We start from the raw sequence: 19,820 nt of genomic DNA, 5'->3' as shown, positions 1-19,820 counted from the left end.
ACCTCCGCGGTGGGGAACAAGGCGATCATGCACCCGCTGCCGCCGGCCCGCAGGTTCGGGCGGGCGGCTGTTCAGCCGCCAGCTCAGACCTCGGCGTGGGCCAGGGCGTGCAGCCGGCCTTCGCGCAGTTCCAGCACGCGGTCCAGCTTGCGCGCCAGGCTGCGGTCGTGGGTCACCAGCACCAGGCTGGTGTGGTGGGCGCGGTTGAGGTCCAGCATCAGCTCGAACACGGTCGCGGCGGTCTTGTCGTCCAGGTTGCCGGTCGGTTCGTCGCCCAGCACGCAGGCCGGGCGGTTGACCAGCGCACGGGCCACGGCGGCCCGCTGGCGCTCGCCACCGGACAGCTCGCCCGGCTTGTGCTCCAGGCGGTGGCCCAGGCCCACCGATTCCAGCAGTGCCTTTGCGCGCGAGCGGGCATCGGCGACCTCCTCGCCGCCCAGCAGCACCGGCATCATCACGTTTTCCAGCGCGGTGAATTCGGGCAGCAGGTGGTGGAACTGGTACACGAAGCCCAGCGCGCGATTGCGCAGGCGGCCGCGCTGGCTGTCGGACAGCGACGACATCTGGTTGCCGGCCACGAACACTTCGCCGGCGGTCGGCGTGTCCAGCCCGCCCAGCAGGTGCAGCAGCGTGCTCTTGCCGGCGCCGGAGGCACCGATGATGGCCACCGTCTCGCCGGCGGCCACGCTCAGGTCCAAGCCGTTGAACACCGGGGTCTGCATGCGGCCTTCGGCGTAGGTCTTGGCCAGCCCCTGCGCGCGGATCACTTCGTCGCCGCGGTTGATCGGCTCATTCATAGCGCAGGGCCTCCGCCGGCTGGGTGCGGGCAGCGCGCCACGCGGGGTACAGGGTGGCCAGGAAGCTCATGACCAGCGCGATGACCGTGATGATGACGATGTCCGGGGTCTGCATGTCGGTCGGCAGGCCAGTAATGTAGTACACGTCTTCGGGCAGCAGCTTGACGTTGAACAGCGTCTCGATCGCACCGAGGATGCGCTCCAGGTTCAAGGTCAGGGTGATGCCGCCGACCACGCCGAGCACGGTGCCGAAGATGCCGATCAGCGAGCCCTGCACCATGAAGACCTGCATCACCCCGCCCGGGGTCAGGCCCAGGGTGCGCAGGATCGCGATGTCGGCCTGCTTGTCGGTGACCAGCATGACCTGCGAGGACACCAGGTTGAACGCGCCCATGGCGATGATCAGCGAGAGCAGGATGCCCATCACCACTTTTTCCATGCGCAGCGAGTGGTAGAGGTTGGCGTTCTGCTGGGTCCAGTCGCTGACCCGGTAGCCGCCGCTGAGGTTGTGGGCCAGATCCACGCCCACGTCCAGCGCCTTGTCCATGTCATGCAGCTTCAGGCGCACGCCGGTAACCCCGTCCATGCGCAGCACGCGCTCGAGGTCGGCCATGTTGGCGTAGGCCACGCCGCGGTCGATCTCGTTGTAGCCGGCCTCGAAGATGCCGCTGACGGTGAAGCGCTTCAGCCGGGGCATCGCGCCCATCGGGGTGCCCTGCACTTCAGCCAGGGTCACCAGCACGGTGTCGCCGACATCCACGCCCAGCCAGATCGCCAGTTCCTGGCCGACCAGCAGGTTGTAGCTGCCTTCCTTCAGGCTGTCGAAGCTGCCCTTCTTGAGCTTGGTGTTGATCACCGACACCGCCGGCTCCAGCGCCGGGTCGATACCCTGCACGATCGCACCCTGCACGCGGGCGCCGCTGAGCATGGCCTGGATCTCGATGTACGGCGCGGCACCGGCCACGCGCGGATCCTTGTGGGCCACTTCCACCGCATGCTGCCAGTCCGCCATGGGCGCGCCGTCGGCGGTGATCGTGGTATGTGCGGTCATCTGCAGCAGGCGGTCGCGAATTTCCTTCTGGAAACCGCTCATCACCGCCAGCGTGGTGATCAGCACGGTCACGCCCAGCGCGATGCCGAGGATCGAGGCCATGGAGATGAAGGAGATGAAGCCGTTGCGACGCTTGGCCCGCAGGTAACGCAGGCCGATGGCTACTGGTATGGGTTTGAACATGCAGGTACGCCGGACAATTCACCCTATGGTGCCATCACGGAGGTGAACGCGGAATGGGACGGGCCCGGATCGCCAGTCGCAGTTCACGTCGGCGCGGCGGCGGCAGGGTGTCGGGCCAGAAGAGGCAGGCCTGCCGGCGGCCGTGCTGGCGCCAGCTGAGCTGCAGCAGCGGGCCGCGGTCATGCAGGGAGATCCCTTCCACCGGCTCGCCATCGATCTGGACCGGGCTGTCGCCGGGCGGAATCAGGATCGAGCGCATCGGGCGGCGGCGATAGCGCCAGCCCTGCAACGCGCCGCCCGCCGCGGCCAGCAGGCCCAGCGGCCAGTGCGCGGCGGCAGGCAATCCGCTGGCCTGGACGGACCAGGGCAGCAGCAGGGCAAACAGCAGGTGCGCGGCGGTCTGCCAGCGCGACGGGCGCCACTCAAGCCGGCAGAGCGCGGATCCGGGCGATGAGGGCGGTGAGCTCGGCATCCGGGCATACCTCGTAACCCATGAACCAGCGCCACAACTTATCGTCTTCGCAGTCGAGAAGCCGCAGGAAAACCTCGCGCTCTTCGGTCGGTGCAGTGGCCCATTCGCGGTCGAGGTAACGCTCGAAAAGCTGGTCGAGCTCGCGCATGCCGCGGCGGCAGCGCCAGCGGAGTTTCTTGAGGAGGGTGGCTTCGTCCATTTCGGTGATTCCAGACTGGAGCACGTCATCCGGGTGCGCGGCAGTACACGGGCGCGTGGCGACGCGCTGAAAACAAAGGCGCCCCCTATGTCAAGGGGGCGCGGCTTCGCCGTCATGCCTTGGCAGCCACGCAGGGCGTGGCTCCACGATCAGGCGCGGCGCGCCATCATGAGCTTCTTGATCTCGGCGATCGCCAGCGCCGGGTTCAGGCCCTTCGGGCAGGTCCGGGCGCAGTTCATGATGGTGTGGCAGCGGTACAGCTTGAACGGGTCTTCCAGGTCGTCCAGGCGCGCACCGGTGTCTTCGTCGCGCGAGTCGACGATCCAACGGTAGGCCTGCAGCAGGATCGCCGGGCCCAGGTAACGCTCGCCGTTCCACCAGTAGCTCGGGCAGCTGGTCGAGCAGCACGCGCACAGGATGCACTCGTACAGGCCGTCCAGCTTCTTGCGGTCTTCCGGCGACTGCAGGCGCTCACGGTCCGGCGGCGGCGGGGTCTGGGTGCGGATCCACGGCTTGATCGAGGCGTACTGCGCGTAGAAGTGAGTCAGGTCCGGTACCAGGTCCTTGATCACGCTCATGTGCGGCAGCGGGTAGATCGGCACTTCGGCCTTGCCGCAGTCGGCGATGGCGCGGGTGCAGGCCAGCGTGTTGGTGCCGTCGATGTTCATCGCGCACGAACCGCAGATGCCCTCGCGGCACGAACGACGGAAGGTCAGGGTCGGGTCGATCTCGTTCTTGATCTTGATCAGCGCGTCCAGGACCATCGGGCCGCAGGCGTCCAGATCGATCTCGTACGTATCGGTCCGCGGGTTGCTGTCGTCGTCGGGACTCCAGCGGTAGATCTTGAAGGTACGGGTGTTCTTCGCACCGCTCTTGGCGGGGAAGTGCTTGCCCTTTCCGATCTTGGAATTCGTTGGGAGGGAAAACTCGGCCATGGCTGTTCTCGTTGGCTCAGGCGGCTCGCGCTGCAATGCAGGCGCGGCTGGCTCGGAAGGTGAGGAAATCGATCCGCATGGCGCTTAGTAGACGCGCGGCTTGGGCGGGACCACGTCCACGTCCTTGCTCAGCGTGTACATGTGCACCGGGCGGTAATCGAAGCTGCACTTGCCGTTGTCGTCGACATTGACCAGCGTGTGCTTCTGCCAGTTGACGTCGTCGCGGTCCGGGAAGTCCTCGTGCGCGTGTGCGCCACGGCTTTCCTTGCGCTGTTCGGCCGAGTTGATCGTCGCCACCGCGTTGAGCAGCAGGTTGTTCAGCTCGTAGGTTTCGATCAGGTCCGAGTTCCACACCAGCGAACGGTCCGACACCTTGACGTCCTGGAAGGAGTCGAAGATCTCCGACATCTTGGCGCAGCCCTCTTCCAGCGTCTTGCTGGTACGGAACACCGCCGCGTCGTTCTGCATGGTGCGCTGCATGCGGTCGCGGATGACCGAGGTCGGGGTGTCGCCGTTGGCGTAACGCAGCTTGTCCAGCAGGCCCAGCGCCTTGTCGCACGCATCCGACGCCAGCGTCTTGTGCGGCTGGCCCGGCTTGATGGTGTCGGCGCAGCGGTTGGCCACCGCACGACCGAACACGACCAGGTCGAGCAGCGAGTTGGAGCCCAGGCGGTTGGCGCCGTGCACAGACACGCAGGCTGCTTCGCCGATGGCGTACAGGCCCGGCACCACGGCATCGGGGTTGTCGCCGACCTTGCGCACCACTTCACCGTGGTAGTTGGTCGGGATGCCACCCATGTTGTAGTGCACGGTCGGGATGACCGGGATCGGCTGCTTGTGCACGTCCACGCCGGCAAAGATCCGCGCGCTTTCGGCAATGCCCGGCAGCTTGTCGTCGATCACGCCCGGGCCGAGGTGGGTCAGGTCGAGCAGGATGTGGTCCTTGTGCTCGCCGACGCCGCGGCCTTCGCGGATTTCGATGGTCATCGAACGCGACACCACGTCGCGCGAGGCCAGGTCCTTGTAATGCGGTGCGTAGCGCTCCATGAAGCGCTCGCCGTTGCTGTTGCGCAGGATGCCGCCTTCGCCGCGCACGCCTTCGGTGATCAGGCAGCCCGCACCGTAGATGCCGGTGGGGTGGAACTGCACGAACTCCATGTCCTGCATCGGCAGGCCGGCACGCATGACCAGACCGCCGCCGTCGCCGGTGCAGGTGTGGGCCGAGGTGGCGCTGAAGTAGGCACGGCCGTAGCCGCCGGTGGCCAGCACCACGCCGTGGGCGCGGAACAGGTGCAGCGAGCCGTCGGCCATGTCCAGCGCGAGCACGCCGCGGCAGACGCCTTCCTCATCGAAGATCAGGTCGAGCGCGAAGTACTCGATCATGAAGCGCGCGTTGTGCGCCAGCGACTGCTGGTACAGCGTGTGCAGCATGGCGTGGCCGGTACGGTCGGCGGCGGCGCAGGTGCGCTGCGCGGACGGACCTTCGCCGTACTTGGTGGTCATGCCGCCGAACGGGCGCTGGTAGATCTTGCCGTCTTCGGTACGGCTGAACGGCACACCGTAGTGTTCCAGTTCGATGATGGCCGGAATCGCTTCGCGGCACATGTATTCGATCGCGTCCTGGTCGCCCAGCCAATCCGACCCCTTGATGGTGTCGAAGAAGTGGTAACGCCAGTCGTCTTCACCCATGTTGCCCAGCGCGGCGGAAATACCGCCCTGCGCGGCCACGGTGTGCGAACGGGTCGGGAAGACCTTGGTCAGGCAGACCGTCTGCAGGCCCTTGGCGGCCAGGCCGAACGTGGCACGCAGGCCGGCGCCGCCGGCGCCCACCACGACCATGTCGTATTTGTGTTCCGTAATCTTGTAAGCGGACATCTACTCTGGATTCCTGTCTTGGTGCCTGACTCAGGCAACGCCGAGCGCAATGCGGGCGACCGCAAAAACACTGACGATCGCGCCCAGCACGGCAATGAACTTCACCGTGGTCTGCAGCGCCAGGGCCAGCAACGAATTATGGATGTAGTCTTCCAGCACGACCTGCAGGCCCAGCTGGGCGTGCCAGAACATGGCCACCAGGAAGCCCACCAGCAGCACCGCGTTCCACGGCTTGGACACCGCGTCGGCGGCGGTCACGTAATCGGCGTTGACCAGGCTCAGCACGAAGATGAGGAACCAGATGGTCAGCGGGACCAGCGCGGTGGCGGTCAGGCGCTGCAGCACGAAGTGCTCGGTGCCGGTCTTGGCCGCGCCCAGGCCACGCACGTTCTTCAACGGGGTACGGAACTTGTTCATGCGGTCGCTCCCATGAAGACATAGGCCCAGACCAGCGCGGTGATCACCAGGCTGGCGATGACCGACATCCAGCTGCTGCGCACGAAGGCCGGAATGCTGAAGCCGATCGCGAAGTCCTGCACGATATGGCGGATGCCATTGCACAGGTGGTAGGCGAAGGACCAGGTCCAGGCGAACAGGAACAGCTTTCCGTACCAGCTGCCGGCGTGGCCGGTGAAGCAGTTCCAGGATTCAGGACCCATCATCAGGGCGAGCAGGCCGCCAGCGATGATCAGGGCTCCAACAGACAGAAAGATGCCGGTGGCTCGATGCAGGATCGAGGTGGCCATCTGAATCTGCCAGCGATACACCTGAAGGTGCGGGGAAAGGGGACGTTCTCTGGCGGCCATTCGCTGGGCTCGTTGTCTCGGCTGGGCGGCACAATTGCCGCGTTGGCTCAATGCTGATCAGAAATCGATGCAGCGTCCGTTTTTCTCCCAATCGCCATACCGCACCGGATCCAGTCCGCCGCGGCCACCGATCTCCACAGGCGCCACCGGCGTAACGGCGAGCGGCTGCTCCTCCGGTACCAGCGGGGCTTCAGGATCGATATCGGGAGTGGGGGTTGTTTGGCCTATCATGGGTGGTCTCGCAACGCACAAATTTTAGACCCCGTTCACGTGCCTGACAACCTGCCCTTCGATTTCAGTGGTTTTCCGCGCCTTTCCGGTCACGCGCTGCTCAGCCTGCGCGGTGTGGATGCGGCGGCGTTCGCCCATGCCCAGTTCGCCAGCGATGTCACCGCCCTGCCCGTCCAGCACTGGCAGTGGAGCGCCTGGCTGAGCGCCAAGGGCCGCACCCTTGCTGTGTTTCAGCTGTTGAAGCTGGACCAGGAGCACGTACTGCTGGTGCTGGCCGACGGCGACGCCGATGCGATTGCGTCGCAGTTACAGCGCTTCGTGTTCCGCCGCAAGGTCAAGATAGAGGTGCGCACCGATCTGGCGGTGGCCGGCAGCTTCACCGCGCCGGAAGCGGCGTCTGGCGCGGCAATTGCGCTGGAGGGTGACGCGCTGGAGCTGGATGTGGGCAGCGATGCGTTGCCGCGCACCCTGAAGATCGCACCCGCGCCCGCGGATGCATCGCCGGCCGATGCCGCGTTCGAACTGGCCTGGCGCCAGTCCGACCTGCGCTACGGGGTGCCGCGACTGACGGCCGACCAGCGCGAACAGTGGACCCCGCAGCAGCTGGGCCTGGACCGCCTGAACGGCTACAGCGTCAAGAAGGGCTGCTACCCGGGACAGGAAATCGTGGCCCGCACCCATTTCCTGGGCAAGGCCAAGCGCGCCCTGCAGCTGCTGCGCGTGGCCGATGGCACCGCCAGTGGCGCGAAGGTCGAGCAGAACGGCGCCACCGTTGGCACGGTGGCGAGCGTGGCCGGAGACCTGGCGCTGGCGGTGCTGCCGCTGGAGATGGCCGAGGGGGCATTGAGCGTTGGCGGCGCCGAAGCCCACGGCGTCCCATTGCTGGACGGCCTCGCCCGTTGACGGGCGACACGACCAACGGTCGTGTCCTACCAACGTTCCGTCTCCCGGTAGGTCACGACCGTTGGTCGTGACCGGATCCATCACGCGTCGTGGTTCAACCGCTCGCCGGAATCCGCATCGAAGAAATGCAGCCCCTGCGGCTGGATCGCCACGCGGATGGTGCCACCCACCGCCGGCAAGGCCTGCGGCGCGACGCGCATCACCAGCGCCTGGTCGCCATGGGTCATGTTGACGAAGATCTCGTTGCCCACCGGCTCGATGCCGTCGATGGTCGCTTCAAACGCGTTGGCATCGCCCGGCACGGCCGGCTGCAGATGCTCCGGCCGGACCCCGACCGCCAACGTCCGCCCGATCCAGGACGGGTCGATGGTCGCAGCGCCCAGCGGCGCGCGCAGCGTGCCTTCCTGCACTACTACCCCGCCATCCACGCGCTGGAGCGTGCCGCGCAGCACGTTCATCGCCGGGCTGCCGAGGAAGCCGGCCACGAACAGGTTGGCCGGGCGGTCGTACAGCGCCATCGGCGTGTCGATCTGCTGGATCACCCCGTCCTTGAGCACCACGATCCGCTGGCCCAGGGTCATCGCTTCCACCTGGTCGTGGGTCACGTAGATCATCGTGGTGCCCAGCTTGCGGTGCAGCTGCGCAATCTCGGTGCGCACGCTGTGGCGCAGCTTGGCATCCAGGTTCGACAGCGGCTCATCGAGCAGGAACACCGCCGGTTCGCGCACCAGCGCACGCCCCAGCGCCACGCGCTGGCGTTGGCCGCCGGACATCGCCTTGGGCAGTTTGTCGAGCATCTCGGTCAGGCCCAGCGTCTGCGCCGCTTCATTCACGCGCTTGGCGATGGTCGCCTTGTCGTGGCCGCGCAGCTTCAGCCCGAAGGCCAGGTTCTCGGCCACGGTCATGTGCGGGTACAGCGCATAGCTCTGGAACACCATGGCGATATCACGGTCCTTCGGCGCCACGTCGTTGACCACGCGGTCGCCGATGCTCAGCGTGCCACCGCTGATTTCCTCAAGGCCGGCGACCATGCGCAGCAGGGTCGACTTGCCACACCCCGACGGCCCCACCAGGACCATCAATTCCCCATCGGCCACTTCAAAGGTCGCGCCCTGGACGGCCACCTGGCCGTTGTCGTACACCTTGCGCACGCCCTGCAACTGCACTTTTGCCATATCACCCATTCCAGTCCGCCCGCTGCCGGGCTGTTGATGCGGAACTGCCTTCGGCCCTCCCGATGGCAGGTCGATGGCGTGGTGCCGCATGACGGCGACCACTGCAATCGAATACAGTCTGCTCATTCTGCCATGTAAACGTTTTCACGTGGCAGTATCCAATGGTCGGTCATGACCGCGTCGCCGTCAGGACGTGACATGCCCCATGATGGGCGGGCCCGCACCTGTTCATGTTGCGATTGCAGCAACCGGACACCGCGGCCAGCTTGACCCCCGAGAACATAGACGAGAAGCGATTGACAACGATGTCACCCGGATCTGAAACTCGAGCGATGCACGATACCCTCTTCCTGTTTGGCGCCACCGGCGACCTCGCCCAGCGCTACCTGTTCCCTTCGTTGCTGCGCCTGCTGGGTGACGGCCTGCTGCCGGAAGACTTCAAGGTCCGCGCACTGGCACTGTCCCCGCACGACACCGACGCATTCCGCCAGATCCTGCGCCCGCGCCTGCAGCAGGCGATGCCGGCGGCCAGCCTGGATGACATCCAGTCGCTGCTGGACCGCATCGACTACCGTTCGGTGGACCTGCGCGATCCGCAGTCGGTGGCCGACTCGGTCAGCGACCTGGTCGACCGCAAGTGCGTGAGCTACCTGGCCATTCCGCCGGGCCTGTACATCTCCACCTGCGAGGGCCTGGCCCTGGGGGGCGCGCTGGCCGCGCCGGCACGCCTGATGCTGGAAAAGCCGATCGGCAGCGACAGCGCCAGCGCCGAACAGATCCTGACCACCATCGGCCAGTGGATCGACGAAGACCGCGTGTTCCGCCTGGACCATTACCTGGGCAAGGCGGCGGTGCAGAACCTGATCGCCCTGCGCTTCGGCAACACGCTGCTTGAGGCGGTGTGGAACCGCAACTACATCGAATCGGTGCACATCCTGGTCGCCGAGAGCGAAGGCGTGGATGGCCGCGATGCCTACTACGCGCGTTCGGGCGCGCTGCGCGACATGGTCCAGAGCCACATCCTGCAGCTGCTGTGCCTGGTGGCGATGGAACCACCGGCGTCGCTGGAAGCCGACCGCATCCGCGATGAGAAGGTCAAGGTGCTGCGTGCGCTGCGTCCGCTGGATGCCAAGCATGCCGCGCGCGACAGCGTGCGCGGCCGTTACACCGCCGGCACCATCAACGGCCAGCCCGCGCAGGCCTACCAGCCGCCGGAAGGCAGCGATGTGGAAACCTTCGCCGGGGTCACCGCGCATATCGACAACTGGCGCTGGTCCGGGGTGCCGTTCCACCTGGTCACCGGCAAGCGCCTGGCCGAGCGCACCACCCGCGTGGTGGTCAACCTCAAGCCGGTCACGCATTGGCTGTTCGAACGACCCGACCGCGCCAACGCCACGCCCAACCGCATCACCTTCCAGCTGCAGCCGCAGGAAAACATCGAGCTGGGCCTGATGAGCAGCCTGGCCGGCCCGGAGTGGGGCGCGCTGGAACTGCACCCGCTGGAACTGGAACTGTCCGTGCCGACCGGCCTGCACCGCCGCATCGCCTACGAGCGCCTGTTTCTGGATGCCTTCAACGGCAACCATGCGCTGTTCGTGCGCGACGATGAAGTGCGTGCCGCCTGGGCCTGGATCGACAGCGTCAGCGATGCCTGGAAGGAAGCGCAGCTGCCGCTGCAGCCCTACCCGGCCGGCGAATGGGGCCCGGAACAGGCGTTCGGCTTCCTGCCGGCCGATGTGGATGCCGAGGCCAACCGCAAGGATCGCGCATGACGGTGTCGACCCAACCGGCGCTGGTGGCCGATATCGGGGGCACCAACGCCCGCTTCGCGCTGGCCGACACCAGCCTGGCCGCGCCGCTGCTGAAGGACAGCATCCGCGAATTCGTGGTCGCCGATTTCCCGTCGCTGGGCGATGCCGCACGGCATTACCTGGAGCAGATCGGCGCCGAAGCACGCCGTGGCGTGTTCGCCGTGGCCGGCCGCGTCGATGGTGACGAGGCGCGCATCACCAACCATCCGTGGGTGATCTCGCGCATGCGCACCGCGCACATGCTCGGCTTCGATGGCCTGCACCTGATCAACGACTTCGCCGCGCAGGCGATGGCGATCTCGCTGCTGCAGCCGCAGGACGTGGTCCAGGTCGGCGGCGCGGCGTGGGTACCGGGCCAGCCCGGCCAGCCGCGCAACTACGCGGTGATCGGCCCCGGCACCGGGCTGGGCGTGGGCGGGCTGATCCTGCGCCACGGCCGCTGCTACCCGCTGGAAACCGAAGGTGGCCACGTCAGCTTCCCGCCCGGCACGCCGGAGGAGATCCGCATCCTGGAGATCCTGTCCGAGCAGTTCGGCCGCGTCTCGAATGAACGCCTGATCTGCGGGCCGGGCCTGGTCAACATCCATCGCGCGGTGTGCGAGATGGCCGATGTCGACCCGGGCCAGCTGCAGCCGGTGGACGTCACCGCGCGCGCCCTGCATGGCGACCCGCAGGCGATGCGCACGGTGGACCTGTTCTGCGCGGTGTTCGGCGCCATTGCCGGCGACCTGGTGCTGATCCAGGGCGCGTGGGACGGCGTGTTCCTGACCGGCGGGCTGGTGCCGAAGATGCTCGATTCCCTTCAGCATTCCGGCTTCCGCCAGCGCTTCGAACACAAGGGCCGGTTCTCGTCGATCATGGCCCGGGTGCCGTCGCTGGCGGTGATGCACCCGCACGCGGGCCTGCTGGGTGCGGCCGCCTACGCAGCCGACCTCGAACGCGACCTGCCAGGAGGCGCCGCATGAACGCACTTGAAGATTCCAACCGCTTCACCCTGATCCGGCACACCGACGCCGATGCGTGGATCGAGACGATCGCAGCCGAAATGGCGCAGATCCTCAACCATGACATCGACGCTGCCGGCCGGGCCCGGATGCTGCTCTCCGGCGGCACCACGCCGGCACCGGTGTACCAGGCGCTGGCCGAACTGGACGTGCAGTGGGACCGGGTCGAAGTCAGCCTGGTCGACGAGCGCTGGCTGTCGCCGCAGGACCGCGACAGCAATGCCTGGCTGGTTCGCCAGAGCCTGCTCAACCGCGCCGAGGGCGCACACTTCGATCCGCTGGTGCGGGTGGGCAAGCCGTTGCCGGAATGTGTATACACCGCCAACCTGCAGGCGCAGCACACCGAGGCACCGTCGTTGGCGGTGTTCGGCATGGGCAACGACGGGCACACGGCATCGCTGTTTCCCGGCTCGAAGGACCTGGCCCGTGCGCTGGAAAGCACCCTGCCCTACGCCGCGCTGGATGCCACCGGTTGCCCGGGATCGAACCAGTGGCCGCTGCGCATCACGTTGACGCCGCACGGCATGCGCCAGTGCCGCCAGCGGCTGCTGCTGCTGCGAGGCAAGCAGAAGCTGGAAGTGCTCAAGCAGGCGCTGGAAAGCAACAATGCAGCGCTGTATCCCATTCTCAACGCGATCGATCTCGATGGCCGCCCGACGCTGCGCATCCACTGGTGCGACTGATTCGATGCCGCTGTCACTCCGCTCGCCCTCTCATAGCCGGTAGCCAATGAGCCTGCACCCCAAACTCCATGCCATCACCGAGCGCATCGTCCAGCGCAGTGCCGCGTCGCGCGCTGCGTACCTGGCGGGCATCGACGCCGCGCTGCGCGACGGCCCGTTCCGTTCGCGCCTGAGCTGCGGCAACCTGGCCCACGGCTTTGCGGCCTGTGGCCCGACCGACAAGAGCCGCCTGCGCGGCGGGGTCACGCCGAACCTGGGCATCATCACTGCCTACAACGACATGCTGTCGGCGCACCAGCCGTTCGAGCATTACCCTGAAATCCTGCGCGAGACCGCCCGTTCGGTAGGCGCGACGGCGCAGGTCGCCGGCGGCGTGCCGGCGATGTGCGACGGGGTCACGCAGGGCCGTGGCGGCATGGAGCTGTCGCTGTTCTCGCGCGATGTGATCGCGCAGTCCACGGCGATCGGGTTGAGCCATGACATGTTCGACAGCACCGTCTACCTGGGCGTGTGCGACAAGATCGTGCCGGGGCTGTTGATCGGTGCGCTGGCGTTCGGCCACCTGCCGGCGATCTTCCTGCCGGCCGGGCCGATGACGCCGGGCATTCCGAACAAGCAGAAGGCCGAGGTGCGCGAGCGCTACGCGGCGGGCCTGGCCACGCGCGAGGAGCTGCTGGAAGCCGAAGCGGCGTCGTACCACGGGGTGGGCACGTGCACGTTCTACGGCACGGCCAATTCGAACCAGACGCTGCTGGAAGCGATGGGCGTGCAGCTGCCGGGCGCGTCGTTCGTGAATCCGGAAACGCCGCTGCGCGATGCGCTGACGCGGCATGCGGCGGTGCGTGCGCTGGAAATCTGTGCGCTGGGCGATGATTTCCGGCCGTTGGGCCGGTTGATCGATGAGCGCGCAATCGTCAATGCGGTGGTCACGCTGATGGCCACGGGCGGTTCGACCAACCACACGATCCACTGGATCGCGGTGGCGCGGGCGGCGGGCATCGTGCTGACGTGGGACGACATGGACCAGCTGTCGCAGCTGGTGCCGCTGCTGGCGCGGGTGTACCCGAACGGCGAGGCGGACGTGAACCGCTTCGCGGCAGCAGGCGGCACGGCGTTCGTGTTCCGTGAGCTGATGGACGCGGGGCTGATGCACGCGGACCTGGTGACGGTGGCCGAAGGCGGCATGCGCCAGTACACGCAGGATCCAGCGCTGCGCGACGGTGCGCTGACGTGGATCGAGGGCATTGCCGAGAGCGCGGACCGGGAGGTGGTGCGCGGGGTGGCCGAGCCGTTCGAGGCACAGGGTGGGCTGCGGCTGCTGCGCGGCAACCTGGGCCGTTCGCTGATCAAGCTGTCAGCGGTGAAGCCTCAGTACCGGACGATCGAGGCGCCGGCGGTGGTGGTGGATGCGCCGCAGGTGTTGAACAAGCTGCATGCGGCGGGGCTGCTGCCGCAGGATTTCGTGGCGGTGGTGCGTTACCAGGGGCCGCGTGCGAACGGGATGCCGGAGCTGCATTCGCTGGCGCCGTTGCTGGGGCTGCTGCAGAACCAGGGCCGGCGCGTTGCGCTGGTGACGGATGGTCGCTTGTCGGGCGCGTCGGGCAAGTTCCCGGCGGCAATCCACATGACACCGGAAGCCTCGCGCGGTGGTCCGCTGGGGCGGGTGCGCGAGGGCGACATCATGCGGCTGGATGGTGAGGCGGGCACGCTGGAGGTGCTGGTGGACGCGGCCGAATGGGCAGCGCGCGAGCAGGCACCGAACACGGCACCGGCGGCGAACGATCTGGGCCGCAACCTGTTTGCGATGAACCGCCGCCTGGTGGGTCCGGCCGACCAGGGCGCGATTTCGATTTCGTGCGGTCCCGCTGCGGACGACGGCGACATGTGGAATTACGATGCCGAATACGAGCTGGGCAACGATGCTGCTGCAGCGTTGGCCCCGCACGAAGCCAAGGACGCCTGAAGCGAAAAGCACAAGCGGCGGTGGTATCGCCTGATGTGAGGCCGCGCTGGGGGCCCGCTACGGGACACGCCGTAAATACGTCCTTGTAGGCTCGTAGAAAACATCCATGTTTTCTACGGTCCCTACGCGGACCCCCACCGCGTCCTCACCACACATTGCGGCGCCTCCCTCAAATGCATGCCCCTGGTAGCGCCGACCGTTGGTCGGCCCACGCGGTCTACAACACCCCGGCAATCGGCAGGCGTTGAATCCTGCCATCCAATGCTTCGAACAACCGAAAGGCTTCTTTATGACCATCGCCGAACATCAAAAACGCGCTGAATCCCTCCTCCTTGCCGCCGGCATCCTGCCGGTCGTTACCGTGCATACCCTCGACCAGGCACGCGCGGTCAGCGCGGCGCTGTTGGAAGGGGGCCTGCCGGCGATCGAGCTGACCCTGCGCACGCCGGTGGCGATGGAGGCGTTGGCAATGCTCAAGCGCGAGCTGCCGGATGTGGTGGTGGGTGCGGGCACGGTGCTCACGGTCGAGCAGATGCAGCAGGCCATCGATGCGGGCGCGGATTTCCTGGTGACGCCGGGCACGCCGGCGTTCATGGCCGATGCGCTGGCGGAGGCGCCGTTGCCGGTGGTGCCGGGTGCGGCCTCGCCGACCGAACTGCTGGAGCTGTATCGTCGCGGGTTCCGGGTGTGCAAGCTGTTCCCGGCCTCGGCGGTCGGCGGGCTGGCGATGATCAAGGGCCTGGCCGGTCCGATCCCGGACCTGAAGCTGTGCCCGACCGGCGGCATCACGGAAACCACGGCGGCCGAATACCTGGAGCAGAAGAACGTGGTCTGCATCGGCGGTTCGTGGATGGTGCCGGGCCACTGGATCGAGAACGGCGAGTGGGACAAGGTGCGCGACAGCGCGGCGCAGGCGGCGAAGATCGTGGCGCGGGTCCGCTCGCGCTGAACGAAAAAGCCCGGGAATTCCCGGGCTTTTTTTTGGAGCGCGAGGCGGGCTTACATCGGCCGTGACGGGTCCACCAGGCCGTACTGGCTGGCCATGCGCGCCAGCGCGATGTTGTCGTGGATGCCCATCTTCTCGAACAGGCGCGCCTTGTGGGTGTTGACGGTCTTGGCGCTCAGGCTCAGGCGCTTGGCGATGTCTTCCTGGCGCAGGCCCTGGGTCAGCAGCAACGCCACTTCCAGTTCGCGCGGGGACAGGCTGTCGAACGGCGACTGGCTGCCTTCGACGTTGGACAGGGCCAGGTTCTGGGCGATGCTGCTGCCCAGGTAACGCCGGCCGAGCGCGGCGTCGCGCACGGCGCGCAGCAGTTCCTGGGCGTCGCAGGCCTTGCCGATGTAACCGGACGCACCGGCTTCGAGCAGGCGCTTGGGCATCGGGCCGTCTTCCAGCACGGACACGATCACCACGCGGGTGCCGTGGTCGCCACGCACCACGCGTTCGGTGACTTCCATTCCGCTTACCCCGGGCAGGTGCAGGTCGCACAGCACCACGTCAGGGCGCAGCAGGCGGATCGCAGGCAGCGCGTCTTCGCCGGATTCGGCTTCCCCCACCACTTCGATGTCCGTCTCATTGGACAGGATCATCTTCATGCCGGTTCGCACCAGCGCGTGGTCGTCCACCAGATACACTCGAATCGTCATCCCACCCACCTTCGTCCAAACGCTGCAAACCGGGGCCAGCCTAGCGACGGGGTCGGACGATAACAAGGAAGTATTTTCCCCATCAGCGCATTCTGATGCCCGCGTCACATCCGTGCCGGGCTACCCCTGCCCCATGCCTATCACCCCAGGCCATATCGGTTTATTGGACCTATGACGGTCCGCGGAAACCCCTGCCGCATCCGGCCCGCTCCCAGCAGGCCGGTCAGTGCCGGCGGCGCCAGGGATGGCGGCGGCGGAACATCACCAGGAAACACCCTACCACCCAAACCAGTGCGGCACACCATCCGGCCAGGATGTCGGACGGGTAATGCACGCCCAGGTAGATGCGTGACAGGCTGACCGAGCCGGCGAACAGCACGCCGAACACCAGCGCCGGCCAGCGCCAGCGGGTGTTCCAGGCCAGCAGCACCAGCACGGCGGCGAGGGTCATCGAGCCCATGGCGTGGCCGCTGGGGAAGCTGTAGGTACTTTCCGGGGCGATCGACTCCCACAGGGTCGGCCGGTCGCGCTGGAAGAACTGCTTGCTGCCGATGTTGAGCAGGGCCGAGCCGGCGAAGCTGAGCGCGGCAAAGCTGGCTTCACGCCAGCGCCGGCGCACCAGCAGCACGGCCACGATCAGGATGTCGGCCGGGATCACGCCCCACTGGTAGCCGATCCGGGAAATGAGCACGAACGCGGCATCCAGGCTGGGCCGGGCCACGTCATGCATTTTCCACAACAGCGGGGCGTCGAAGTAGAACGCCTCCAGCTCATGCACTTCGTCGGCCAGGGCCACGAACCCGGCCAGCGGCAGCAACACGCCGGCAAACAGCAGCACGAAGCGCCAGGCATTGCGCGCCATCCAGTGGCGGACGCCGGCGGCCGGCTCCGGCGCGGCCAGCACGGCGGGCTTATCCGACGCTTCGGACATACTTGCGTTCGACGTACTCGTCGATCAGCGCCACGAATTCCTGGGCGATGTTGTCACCGCGCAGGGTGACCGTCTTTTCGCCGTCGACGAACACGGGTGCGGCCGGCGTTTCACCGGTGCCGGGCAGCGAGATGCCGATGTTGGCGTGGCGCGATTCGCCCGGCCCGTTGACGATGCAGCCCATCACGGCCAGGGTCATGTTTTCCGCGCCGGGATGGCTCACCTTCCATTCGGGCATCTTGCCGCGCACGTGGTTCTGCACGACCTTGGCCAGCTCCTGGAAGAACTCGGAGGTGGTGCGGCCGCAGCCCGGGCACGCGGTGACCAGCGGGGTGAAGGCGCGCTGGCCGGTGGTCTGCAGCAGTTCCTGGGCGACGATCACTTCCTGCGTGCGCGACTGGCCCGGTTCGGGCGTCAGCGAAATGCGGATGGTGTCGCCGATCCCCTCCTGCAGCAGCACGGCCAGCGCCGCCGAGGAAGCGACGATGCCCTTGCTGCCGATGCCGGCTTCGGTCAGGCCCAGGTGCAGGGCGAAGTCCGAACGCTGGGCCAGGTCGCGGTACACGGCGATCAGTTCCTGCACGCCGCTGACCTTGGCCGACAGCACGATGCGGTCGCGCGGCAGGCCCAGTTCCACGGCGGTGTGCGCCGAATCCAGCGCTGAACGGATCAGCGCTTCGCGCAGCACCCGGCCGGCGTCCCACGGCTGGGCGCGCTGGCTGTTTTCGTCCATCAGGCGCGCGGCCAGCGACTGGTCCAGCGAACCCCAGTTGGCGCCGATCCGGACTGGCTTGTCGTAGCGGATCGCGAACTCGATGAGCTGCGCGAACTGGGTGTCCTTCTTTTTGCCGAAGCCGACGTTGCCCGGGTTGATCCGGTACTTGGCCAGCGCTTCGGCGCAGGCCGGTTCCTGGGTCAGCAGCTGGTGGCCGTTGTAATGGAAGTCGCCGATCAGCGGGACCTCGATCCCCATCATCCGCAGCTTTTCCACGATGCGCGGAATGGCGGCGGCCGACTCGGGATTGTTCACGGTCAGGCGCACCATTTCCGACCCGGCCCGCCACAGCTCGGCCACCTGCTTGACGCTGGAGGCCACTTCGGCGGTGTCGGTGTTGGTCATCGACTGGACCACCACGGGGTGGCCCCCACCCACGACCACGCCCCCGATTCGGACAGGCTGGGTCTGGCGGCGGGCCCACACGGTGGTGTCGGAAGGTTGGGTCGGTTGGCTGACGGCGTCGTGCATTCCCCATTTTAACGCACCCGCGCGCCCCCGATGCGGCCGATTGTCGCAGGCAGTCAACCGCGCAAGCGCATACGATGGCAGCCGATGACCGGTACCGACGCCCCCTTCCTACGCACCCTCTGCAGCCTGCGCTGGCTGGCCGTGGCCGGCCAGGCCGCGACCATCCTGGTGGCCAGCTGGGTCCTGGGGCTGGAGCTGCCGCAGCTGCCGCTGTGGTCCGGGGTGCTGGTGCTGATCCTGTTCAACCTGTACGCGCAGCTGCGCGTGCTGGATGCCGATACCGCGCCGCTGACCGCGTTCTGCCACATCCTGGTGGACGTGGCGGTGCTGACCTGGATGGTGGGCTGGAGCGGCGGGGTGGGCAATCCGTTCGGCTCGCTGTTCCTGATCCTGATCGCACTGGCCGCGCTGGCCCTGCCGGTGCGCTGGACGCTGGCCGTGGCCGCCGCCTGCCTGATCGGCTATGCGGTCAGCGGCATCTTCGGCAAGCCGCTGCCGCATGGTTACTTCACGGCCATGGACCTGCACCAGTGGGGCGTGGTGGCCAACTTCCTGCTGTCGGCGGCGGTGGTGCTGGCCTTCGCCACCCGGCTGGCGATGGCACTGCGCCGGCGCGAACACGAACTGGCCCTGCTGCGCGAACGCTTCGCGCGCAACGAAGGCATCGTGGCGCTGGCCACCCATGCCGCCTCGGTAGCGCATGAACTCAACACCCCGCTGGCGACCATGACCCTGCTGGCCGACGACATCGCCGACCAGACCGACAACCCGGAAGTACGTGACGATGTCGACACGCTGCGCGAGCTGCTGGTGCAGTGCCGCGAACGGGTGCTGGCGCTGGCGCGCCCGGCCGCCGGCCAGGCCCGCGGCAACGCGCCGGTGACCCTGCCGCAGGTGCTGGAGCAGTGGCAGCTGGTGCGCCCGACCATCACCCTCCGGCGCAACGAGGATGCCCCGCTGCAGCAGCCGCTGGACCCGGGCATCGGCCATCTGCTGATGGTACTGCTCAACAACGCCGCCGACGCCGGCGAACAGGCCGAACGGCCGCAGGTGGACCTGACCCTGCGTATCGAAGGCAGTGACCTGATCGGCGAAGTGCGCGATTACGGGCGCGGCTTCGACGCACGCGATGCGGTGCTGCCCGGCACCCTGTTCAACAGCGGCAAGACCCAGGGCATGGGCGTGGGCCTGGCCCTGTCCCATGCCACCATCGAGCGCCTGGACGGCGAGTTGTGGATGCGGCCGGCGCAGGGCGCCGGCACCCGCGTCGGCTTCCGCCTGCCCCTGGCTGCACCGGAGATTTCGCCATGAATACCCCCACCCTGCCCGCCTCCAGCCACGGCCTGCTGGTCGATGATGACGAACTGTACCTGCGCACGCTGCAGCGCAGCCTGGCCCGCAAGGGGCTGGAAACGGTGACCGCCAGCGACATCGCCTCGGCGTTGGTGCTGGCGCGGCAGCAGCCGCCGGCCTACGCCCTGATCGACCTGAAGCTGGGTTCGGAATCCGGGCTGGCTCTGATCCAGCCGCTGCGGGCACTGCGCGAGGACATGCGCATCCTGCTGGTGACCGGCTACGCCAGCATTGCCACCGCGGTGGAGGCGATCAAACTGGGCGCCGATGACTACCTGCCCAAGCCGGCCACGGTGCCGATGATCCTGCGTGCGCTGGGCGAGGAAGACGACGGCCCGGCCGACGATGGCGAGATGGAGCCACCGGATGCGATGACCCCGATCAGCCGCCTGCAGTGGGAACACATCCAGCAGGCGATGCATGAAACGGGCGGCAATGTGTCGGCGGCGGCGCGCCTGCTTGGCATGCACCGGCGGTCGTTGCAGCGCAAATTGGCCAAGCGGCCCAGCCCGGAGCGCGATCCGTCGCGCGAAGGGCGGTAGCCCCGGCCGTTGG

22 protein-coding genes are annotated in these 19,820 nt (G+C 67.4%); 8 read left to right on the top strand and 14 right to left on the bottom strand.

Features of this window, described 5'->3' with window-relative positions:
* Positions 1 to 83: 83 nt before the first annotated feature.
* The 9 genes from lolD to BAY15_RS18835 form a co-directional block, all read right to left on the bottom strand.
* Positions 84 to 797 (bottom strand): lipoprotein-releasing ABC transporter ATP-binding protein LolD, encoded by a 714-nt coding sequence (gene lolD / locus BAY15_RS08265; RefSeq protein ID WP_068851023.1) that lies wholly within the window; start codon positions 795 to 797, stop codon positions 84 to 86.
* Entirely contained in the window at positions 790 to 2,031 is a 1,242-nt protein-coding gene (locus tag BAY15_RS08260; RefSeq protein ID WP_068851020.1) for a lipoprotein-releasing ABC transporter permease subunit, read from the bottom strand. Before BAY15_RS08260 ends, lolD begins: the two co-directional genes overlap by 8 nt.
* A 34-nt stretch (positions 2,032 to 2,065) precedes the next feature.
* Positions 2,066 to 2,503: a hypothetical protein gene (locus BAY15_RS08255; RefSeq protein WP_068851017.1), complete on the bottom strand. Its 438-nt coding sequence runs from the start codon at positions 2,501 to 2,503 to the stop codon at positions 2,066 to 2,068.
* Positions 2,454 to 2,702: a succinate dehydrogenase assembly factor 2 gene (locus BAY15_RS08250; RefSeq protein WP_068851014.1), complete on the bottom strand. Its 249-nt coding sequence runs from the start codon at positions 2,700 to 2,702 to the stop codon at positions 2,454 to 2,456. The genes BAY15_RS08255 and BAY15_RS08250 overlap by 50 nt, the downstream gene beginning before the upstream one ends.
* Before the next feature lie 149 nt (positions 2,703 to 2,851).
* On the bottom strand, positions 2,852 to 3,637 hold the full coding sequence (locus tag BAY15_RS08245; protein ID WP_068851011.1) for a succinate dehydrogenase iron-sulfur subunit: 786 nt from the start codon (positions 3,635 to 3,637) through the stop codon (positions 2,852 to 2,854).
* A gap of 84 nt (positions 3,638 to 3,721) precedes the next feature.
* Positions 3,722 to 5,512 (bottom strand): succinate dehydrogenase flavoprotein subunit, encoded by a 1,791-nt coding sequence (gene sdhA, locus BAY15_RS08240; RefSeq protein ID WP_068851008.1) that lies wholly within the window; start codon positions 5,510 to 5,512, stop codon positions 3,722 to 3,724.
* 30 nt (positions 5,513 to 5,542) lie between these two features.
* Positions 5,543 to 5,929, bottom strand: a complete 387-nt coding sequence (gene sdhD / locus BAY15_RS08235) for a succinate dehydrogenase, hydrophobic membrane anchor protein (protein WP_068851005.1) — start codon at positions 5,927 to 5,929, stop codon at positions 5,543 to 5,545.
* Positions 5,926 to 6,318 (bottom strand): succinate dehydrogenase, cytochrome b556 subunit, encoded by a 393-nt coding sequence (sdhC, locus tag BAY15_RS08230; protein WP_068851002.1) that lies wholly within the window; start codon positions 6,316 to 6,318, stop codon positions 5,926 to 5,928. Before sdhC ends, sdhD begins: the two co-directional genes overlap by 4 nt.
* 57 nt (positions 6,319 to 6,375) lie before the next feature.
* On the bottom strand, positions 6,376 to 6,549 hold the full coding sequence (locus tag BAY15_RS18835) for a DUF1674 domain-containing protein (RefSeq protein ID WP_083214109.1): 174 nt from the start codon (positions 6,547 to 6,549) through the stop codon (positions 6,376 to 6,378).
* A gap of 39 nt (positions 6,550 to 6,588) precedes the next feature.
* On the opposite strand from BAY15_RS18835, the gene BAY15_RS08225 reads away from it, so the two are divergent.
* On the top strand, positions 6,589 to 7,452 hold the full coding sequence (locus BAY15_RS08225) for a YgfZ/GcvT domain-containing protein (RefSeq protein WP_068850999.1): 864 nt from the start codon (positions 6,589 to 6,591) through the stop codon (positions 7,450 to 7,452).
* A gap of 80 nt (positions 7,453 to 7,532) precedes the next feature.
* Here BAY15_RS08225 and BAY15_RS08220 read toward each other — a convergent pair whose 3' ends face one another.
* The gene (locus tag BAY15_RS08220) at positions 7,533 to 8,627 is read right to left on the bottom strand and encodes an ABC transporter ATP-binding protein (protein WP_068854628.1); all 1,095 of its coding nucleotides are present in this window, start codon (positions 8,625 to 8,627) and stop codon (positions 7,533 to 7,535) included.
* A 332-nt stretch (positions 8,628 to 8,959) separates the two neighbouring features.
* On the opposite strand from BAY15_RS08220, the gene zwf reads away from it, so the two are divergent.
* From zwf to edd, 4 genes are read left to right on the top strand one after another with little or no spacing between them, the layout of a single operon-like run.
* Complete coding sequence (gene zwf, locus BAY15_RS08215; RefSeq protein ID WP_068850996.1) at positions 8,960 to 10,399, top strand: glucose-6-phosphate dehydrogenase; 1,440 nt, start codon at positions 8,960 to 8,962, stop codon at positions 10,397 to 10,399.
* Entirely contained in the window at positions 10,396 to 11,403 is a 1,008-nt protein-coding gene (gene glk, locus BAY15_RS08210) for a glucokinase (protein ID WP_068850993.1), read from the top strand. The genes zwf and glk overlap by 4 nt, the downstream gene beginning before the upstream one ends.
* Positions 11,400 to 12,125, top strand: a complete 726-nt coding sequence (gene pgl, locus BAY15_RS08205) for a 6-phosphogluconolactonase (protein ID WP_068850990.1) — start codon at positions 11,400 to 11,402, stop codon at positions 12,123 to 12,125. Before glk ends, pgl begins: the two co-directional genes overlap by 4 nt.
* Before the next feature lie 46 nt (positions 12,126 to 12,171).
* Positions 12,172 to 14,088, top strand: a complete 1,917-nt coding sequence (gene edd / locus BAY15_RS08200; protein ID WP_068850987.1) for a phosphogluconate dehydratase — start codon at positions 12,172 to 12,174, stop codon at positions 14,086 to 14,088.
* A gap of 217 nt (positions 14,089 to 14,305) precedes the next feature.
* Here the strand turns inward: edd and BAY15_RS19545 are convergent, their stop codons facing one another.
* Positions 14,306 to 14,455, bottom strand: coding sequence for a hypothetical protein (locus BAY15_RS19545; RefSeq protein WP_237334374.1), 150 nt, complete (start codon positions 14,453 to 14,455; stop codon positions 14,306 to 14,308).
* On the opposite strand from BAY15_RS19545, the gene BAY15_RS08195 reads away from it, so the two are divergent.
* A complete protein-coding gene (locus BAY15_RS08195) occupies positions 14,384 to 15,037 on the top strand; it encodes a bifunctional 4-hydroxy-2-oxoglutarate aldolase/2-dehydro-3-deoxy-phosphogluconate aldolase (RefSeq protein WP_237334348.1) in 654 nt (217 codons plus the stop codon). The genes BAY15_RS19545 and BAY15_RS08195 overlap by 72 nt on opposite strands.
* Positions 15,038 to 15,087: 50 nt before the next feature.
* Here the strand turns inward: BAY15_RS08195 and BAY15_RS08190 are convergent, their stop codons facing one another.
* The 3 genes from BAY15_RS08190 to ispG form a co-directional block, all read right to left on the bottom strand.
* A complete protein-coding gene (locus BAY15_RS08190) occupies positions 15,088 to 15,735 on the bottom strand; it encodes a response regulator (RefSeq protein WP_068850981.1) in 648 nt (215 codons plus the stop codon).
* Positions 15,736 to 15,958: 223 nt separating this feature from the next.
* Positions 15,959 to 16,666 (bottom strand): phosphatase PAP2 family protein, encoded by a 708-nt coding sequence (locus BAY15_RS08185; protein WP_068850978.1) that lies wholly within the window; start codon positions 16,664 to 16,666, stop codon positions 15,959 to 15,961.
* Positions 16,647 to 17,912, bottom strand: a complete 1,266-nt coding sequence (ispG, locus tag BAY15_RS08180) for a flavodoxin-dependent (E)-4-hydroxy-3-methylbut-2-enyl-diphosphate synthase (RefSeq protein WP_068850975.1) — start codon at positions 17,910 to 17,912, stop codon at positions 16,647 to 16,649. Before ispG ends, BAY15_RS08185 begins: the two co-directional genes overlap by 20 nt.
* Positions 17,913 to 17,996: 84 nt before the next feature.
* On the opposite strand from ispG, the gene BAY15_RS08175 reads away from it, so the two are divergent.
* Both BAY15_RS08175 and BAY15_RS08170 read left to right on the top strand, forming a co-directional pair.
* Positions 17,997 to 19,223 (top strand): ATP-binding protein, encoded by a 1,227-nt coding sequence (locus BAY15_RS08175; RefSeq protein ID WP_068850973.1) that lies wholly within the window; start codon positions 17,997 to 17,999, stop codon positions 19,221 to 19,223.
* Positions 19,220 to 19,807 carry a response regulator transcription factor gene (locus BAY15_RS08170; RefSeq protein WP_068850970.1) on the top strand — a complete coding sequence of 196 codons (588 nt, stop codon included), beginning with the start codon at positions 19,220 to 19,222 and terminating at the stop codon, positions 19,805 to 19,807. The genes BAY15_RS08175 and BAY15_RS08170 overlap by 4 nt, the downstream gene beginning before the upstream one ends.
* Positions 19,808 to 19,820: the final 13 nt, after the last annotated feature.

The organism is Stenotrophomonas rhizophila (genome assembly GCF_001704155.1).
Lineage (GTDB): Bacteria > Pseudomonadota > Gammaproteobacteria > Xanthomonadales > Xanthomonadaceae > Stenotrophomonas > Stenotrophomonas rhizophila_A.
The sequence above is the reverse complement of the archived record's forward strand: the minus strand, read 5'-3'. Positions and strand labels throughout refer to the sequence as shown.

Excerpts from the sequence above, each read along its gene's own strand:
- lolD (WP_068851023.1), bottom strand. The coding sequence starts at position 797 with ATGAATGAGCCGATCAACCGCGGCGACGAAGTGATCCGCGCGCAGGGG.
- BAY15_RS08260 (WP_068851020.1), bottom strand. The coding sequence starts at position 2,031 with ATGTTCAAACCCATACCAGTAGCCATCGGCCTGCGTTACCTGCGGGCC.
- BAY15_RS08255 (WP_068851017.1), bottom strand. The coding sequence starts at position 2,503 with ATGCCGAGCTCACCGCCCTCATCGCCCGGATCCGCGCTCTGCCGGCTT.
- BAY15_RS08250 (WP_068851014.1), bottom strand. The coding sequence starts at position 2,702 with ATGGACGAAGCCACCCTCCTCAAGAAACTCCGCTGGCGCTGCCGCCGC.
- BAY15_RS08245 (WP_068851011.1), bottom strand. The coding sequence starts at position 3,637 with ATGGCCGAGTTTTCCCTCCCAACGAATTCCAAGATCGGAAAGGGCAAG.
- sdhA (WP_068851008.1), bottom strand. The coding sequence starts at position 5,512 with ATGTCCGCTTACAAGATTACGGAACACAAATACGACATGGTCGTGGTG.
- sdhD (WP_068851005.1), bottom strand. The coding sequence starts at position 5,929 with ATGAACAAGTTCCGTACCCCGTTGAAGAACGTGCGTGGCCTGGGCGCG.
- sdhC (WP_068851002.1), bottom strand. The coding sequence starts at position 6,318 with ATGGCCGCCAGAGAACGTCCCCTTTCCCCGCACCTTCAGGTGTATCGC.
- BAY15_RS18835 (WP_083214109.1), bottom strand. The coding sequence starts at position 6,549 with ATGATAGGCCAAACAACCCCCACTCCCGATATCGATCCTGAAGCCCCG.
- BAY15_RS08220 (WP_068854628.1), bottom strand. The coding sequence starts at position 8,627 with ATGGCAAAAGTGCAGTTGCAGGGCGTGCGCAAGGTGTACGACAACGGC.
- zwf (WP_068850996.1), top strand. The coding sequence starts at position 8,960 with ATGCACGATACCCTCTTCCTGTTTGGCGCCACCGGCGACCTCGCCCAG.
- glk (WP_068850993.1), top strand. The coding sequence starts at position 10,396 with ATGACGGTGTCGACCCAACCGGCGCTGGTGGCCGATATCGGGGGCACC.
- pgl (WP_068850990.1), top strand. The coding sequence starts at position 11,400 with ATGAACGCACTTGAAGATTCCAACCGCTTCACCCTGATCCGGCACACC.
- edd (WP_068850987.1), top strand. The coding sequence starts at position 12,172 with ATGAGCCTGCACCCCAAACTCCATGCCATCACCGAGCGCATCGTCCAG.
- BAY15_RS19545 (WP_237334374.1), bottom strand. The coding sequence starts at position 14,455 with ATGCACGGTAACGACCGGCAGGATGCCGGCGGCAAGGAGGAGGGATTC.
- BAY15_RS08190 (WP_068850981.1), bottom strand. The coding sequence starts at position 15,735 with ATGACGATTCGAGTGTATCTGGTGGACGACCACGCGCTGGTGCGAACC.
- BAY15_RS08185 (WP_068850978.1), bottom strand. The coding sequence starts at position 16,666 with ATGTCCGAAGCGTCGGATAAGCCCGCCGTGCTGGCCGCGCCGGAGCCG.
- ispG (WP_068850975.1), bottom strand. The coding sequence starts at position 17,912 with ATGCACGACGCCGTCAGCCAACCGACCCAACCTTCCGACACCACCGTG.
- BAY15_RS08175 (WP_068850973.1), top strand. The coding sequence starts at position 17,997 with ATGACCGGTACCGACGCCCCCTTCCTACGCACCCTCTGCAGCCTGCGC.
- BAY15_RS08170 (WP_068850970.1), top strand. The coding sequence starts at position 19,220 with ATGAATACCCCCACCCTGCCCGCCTCCAGCCACGGCCTGCTGGTCGAT.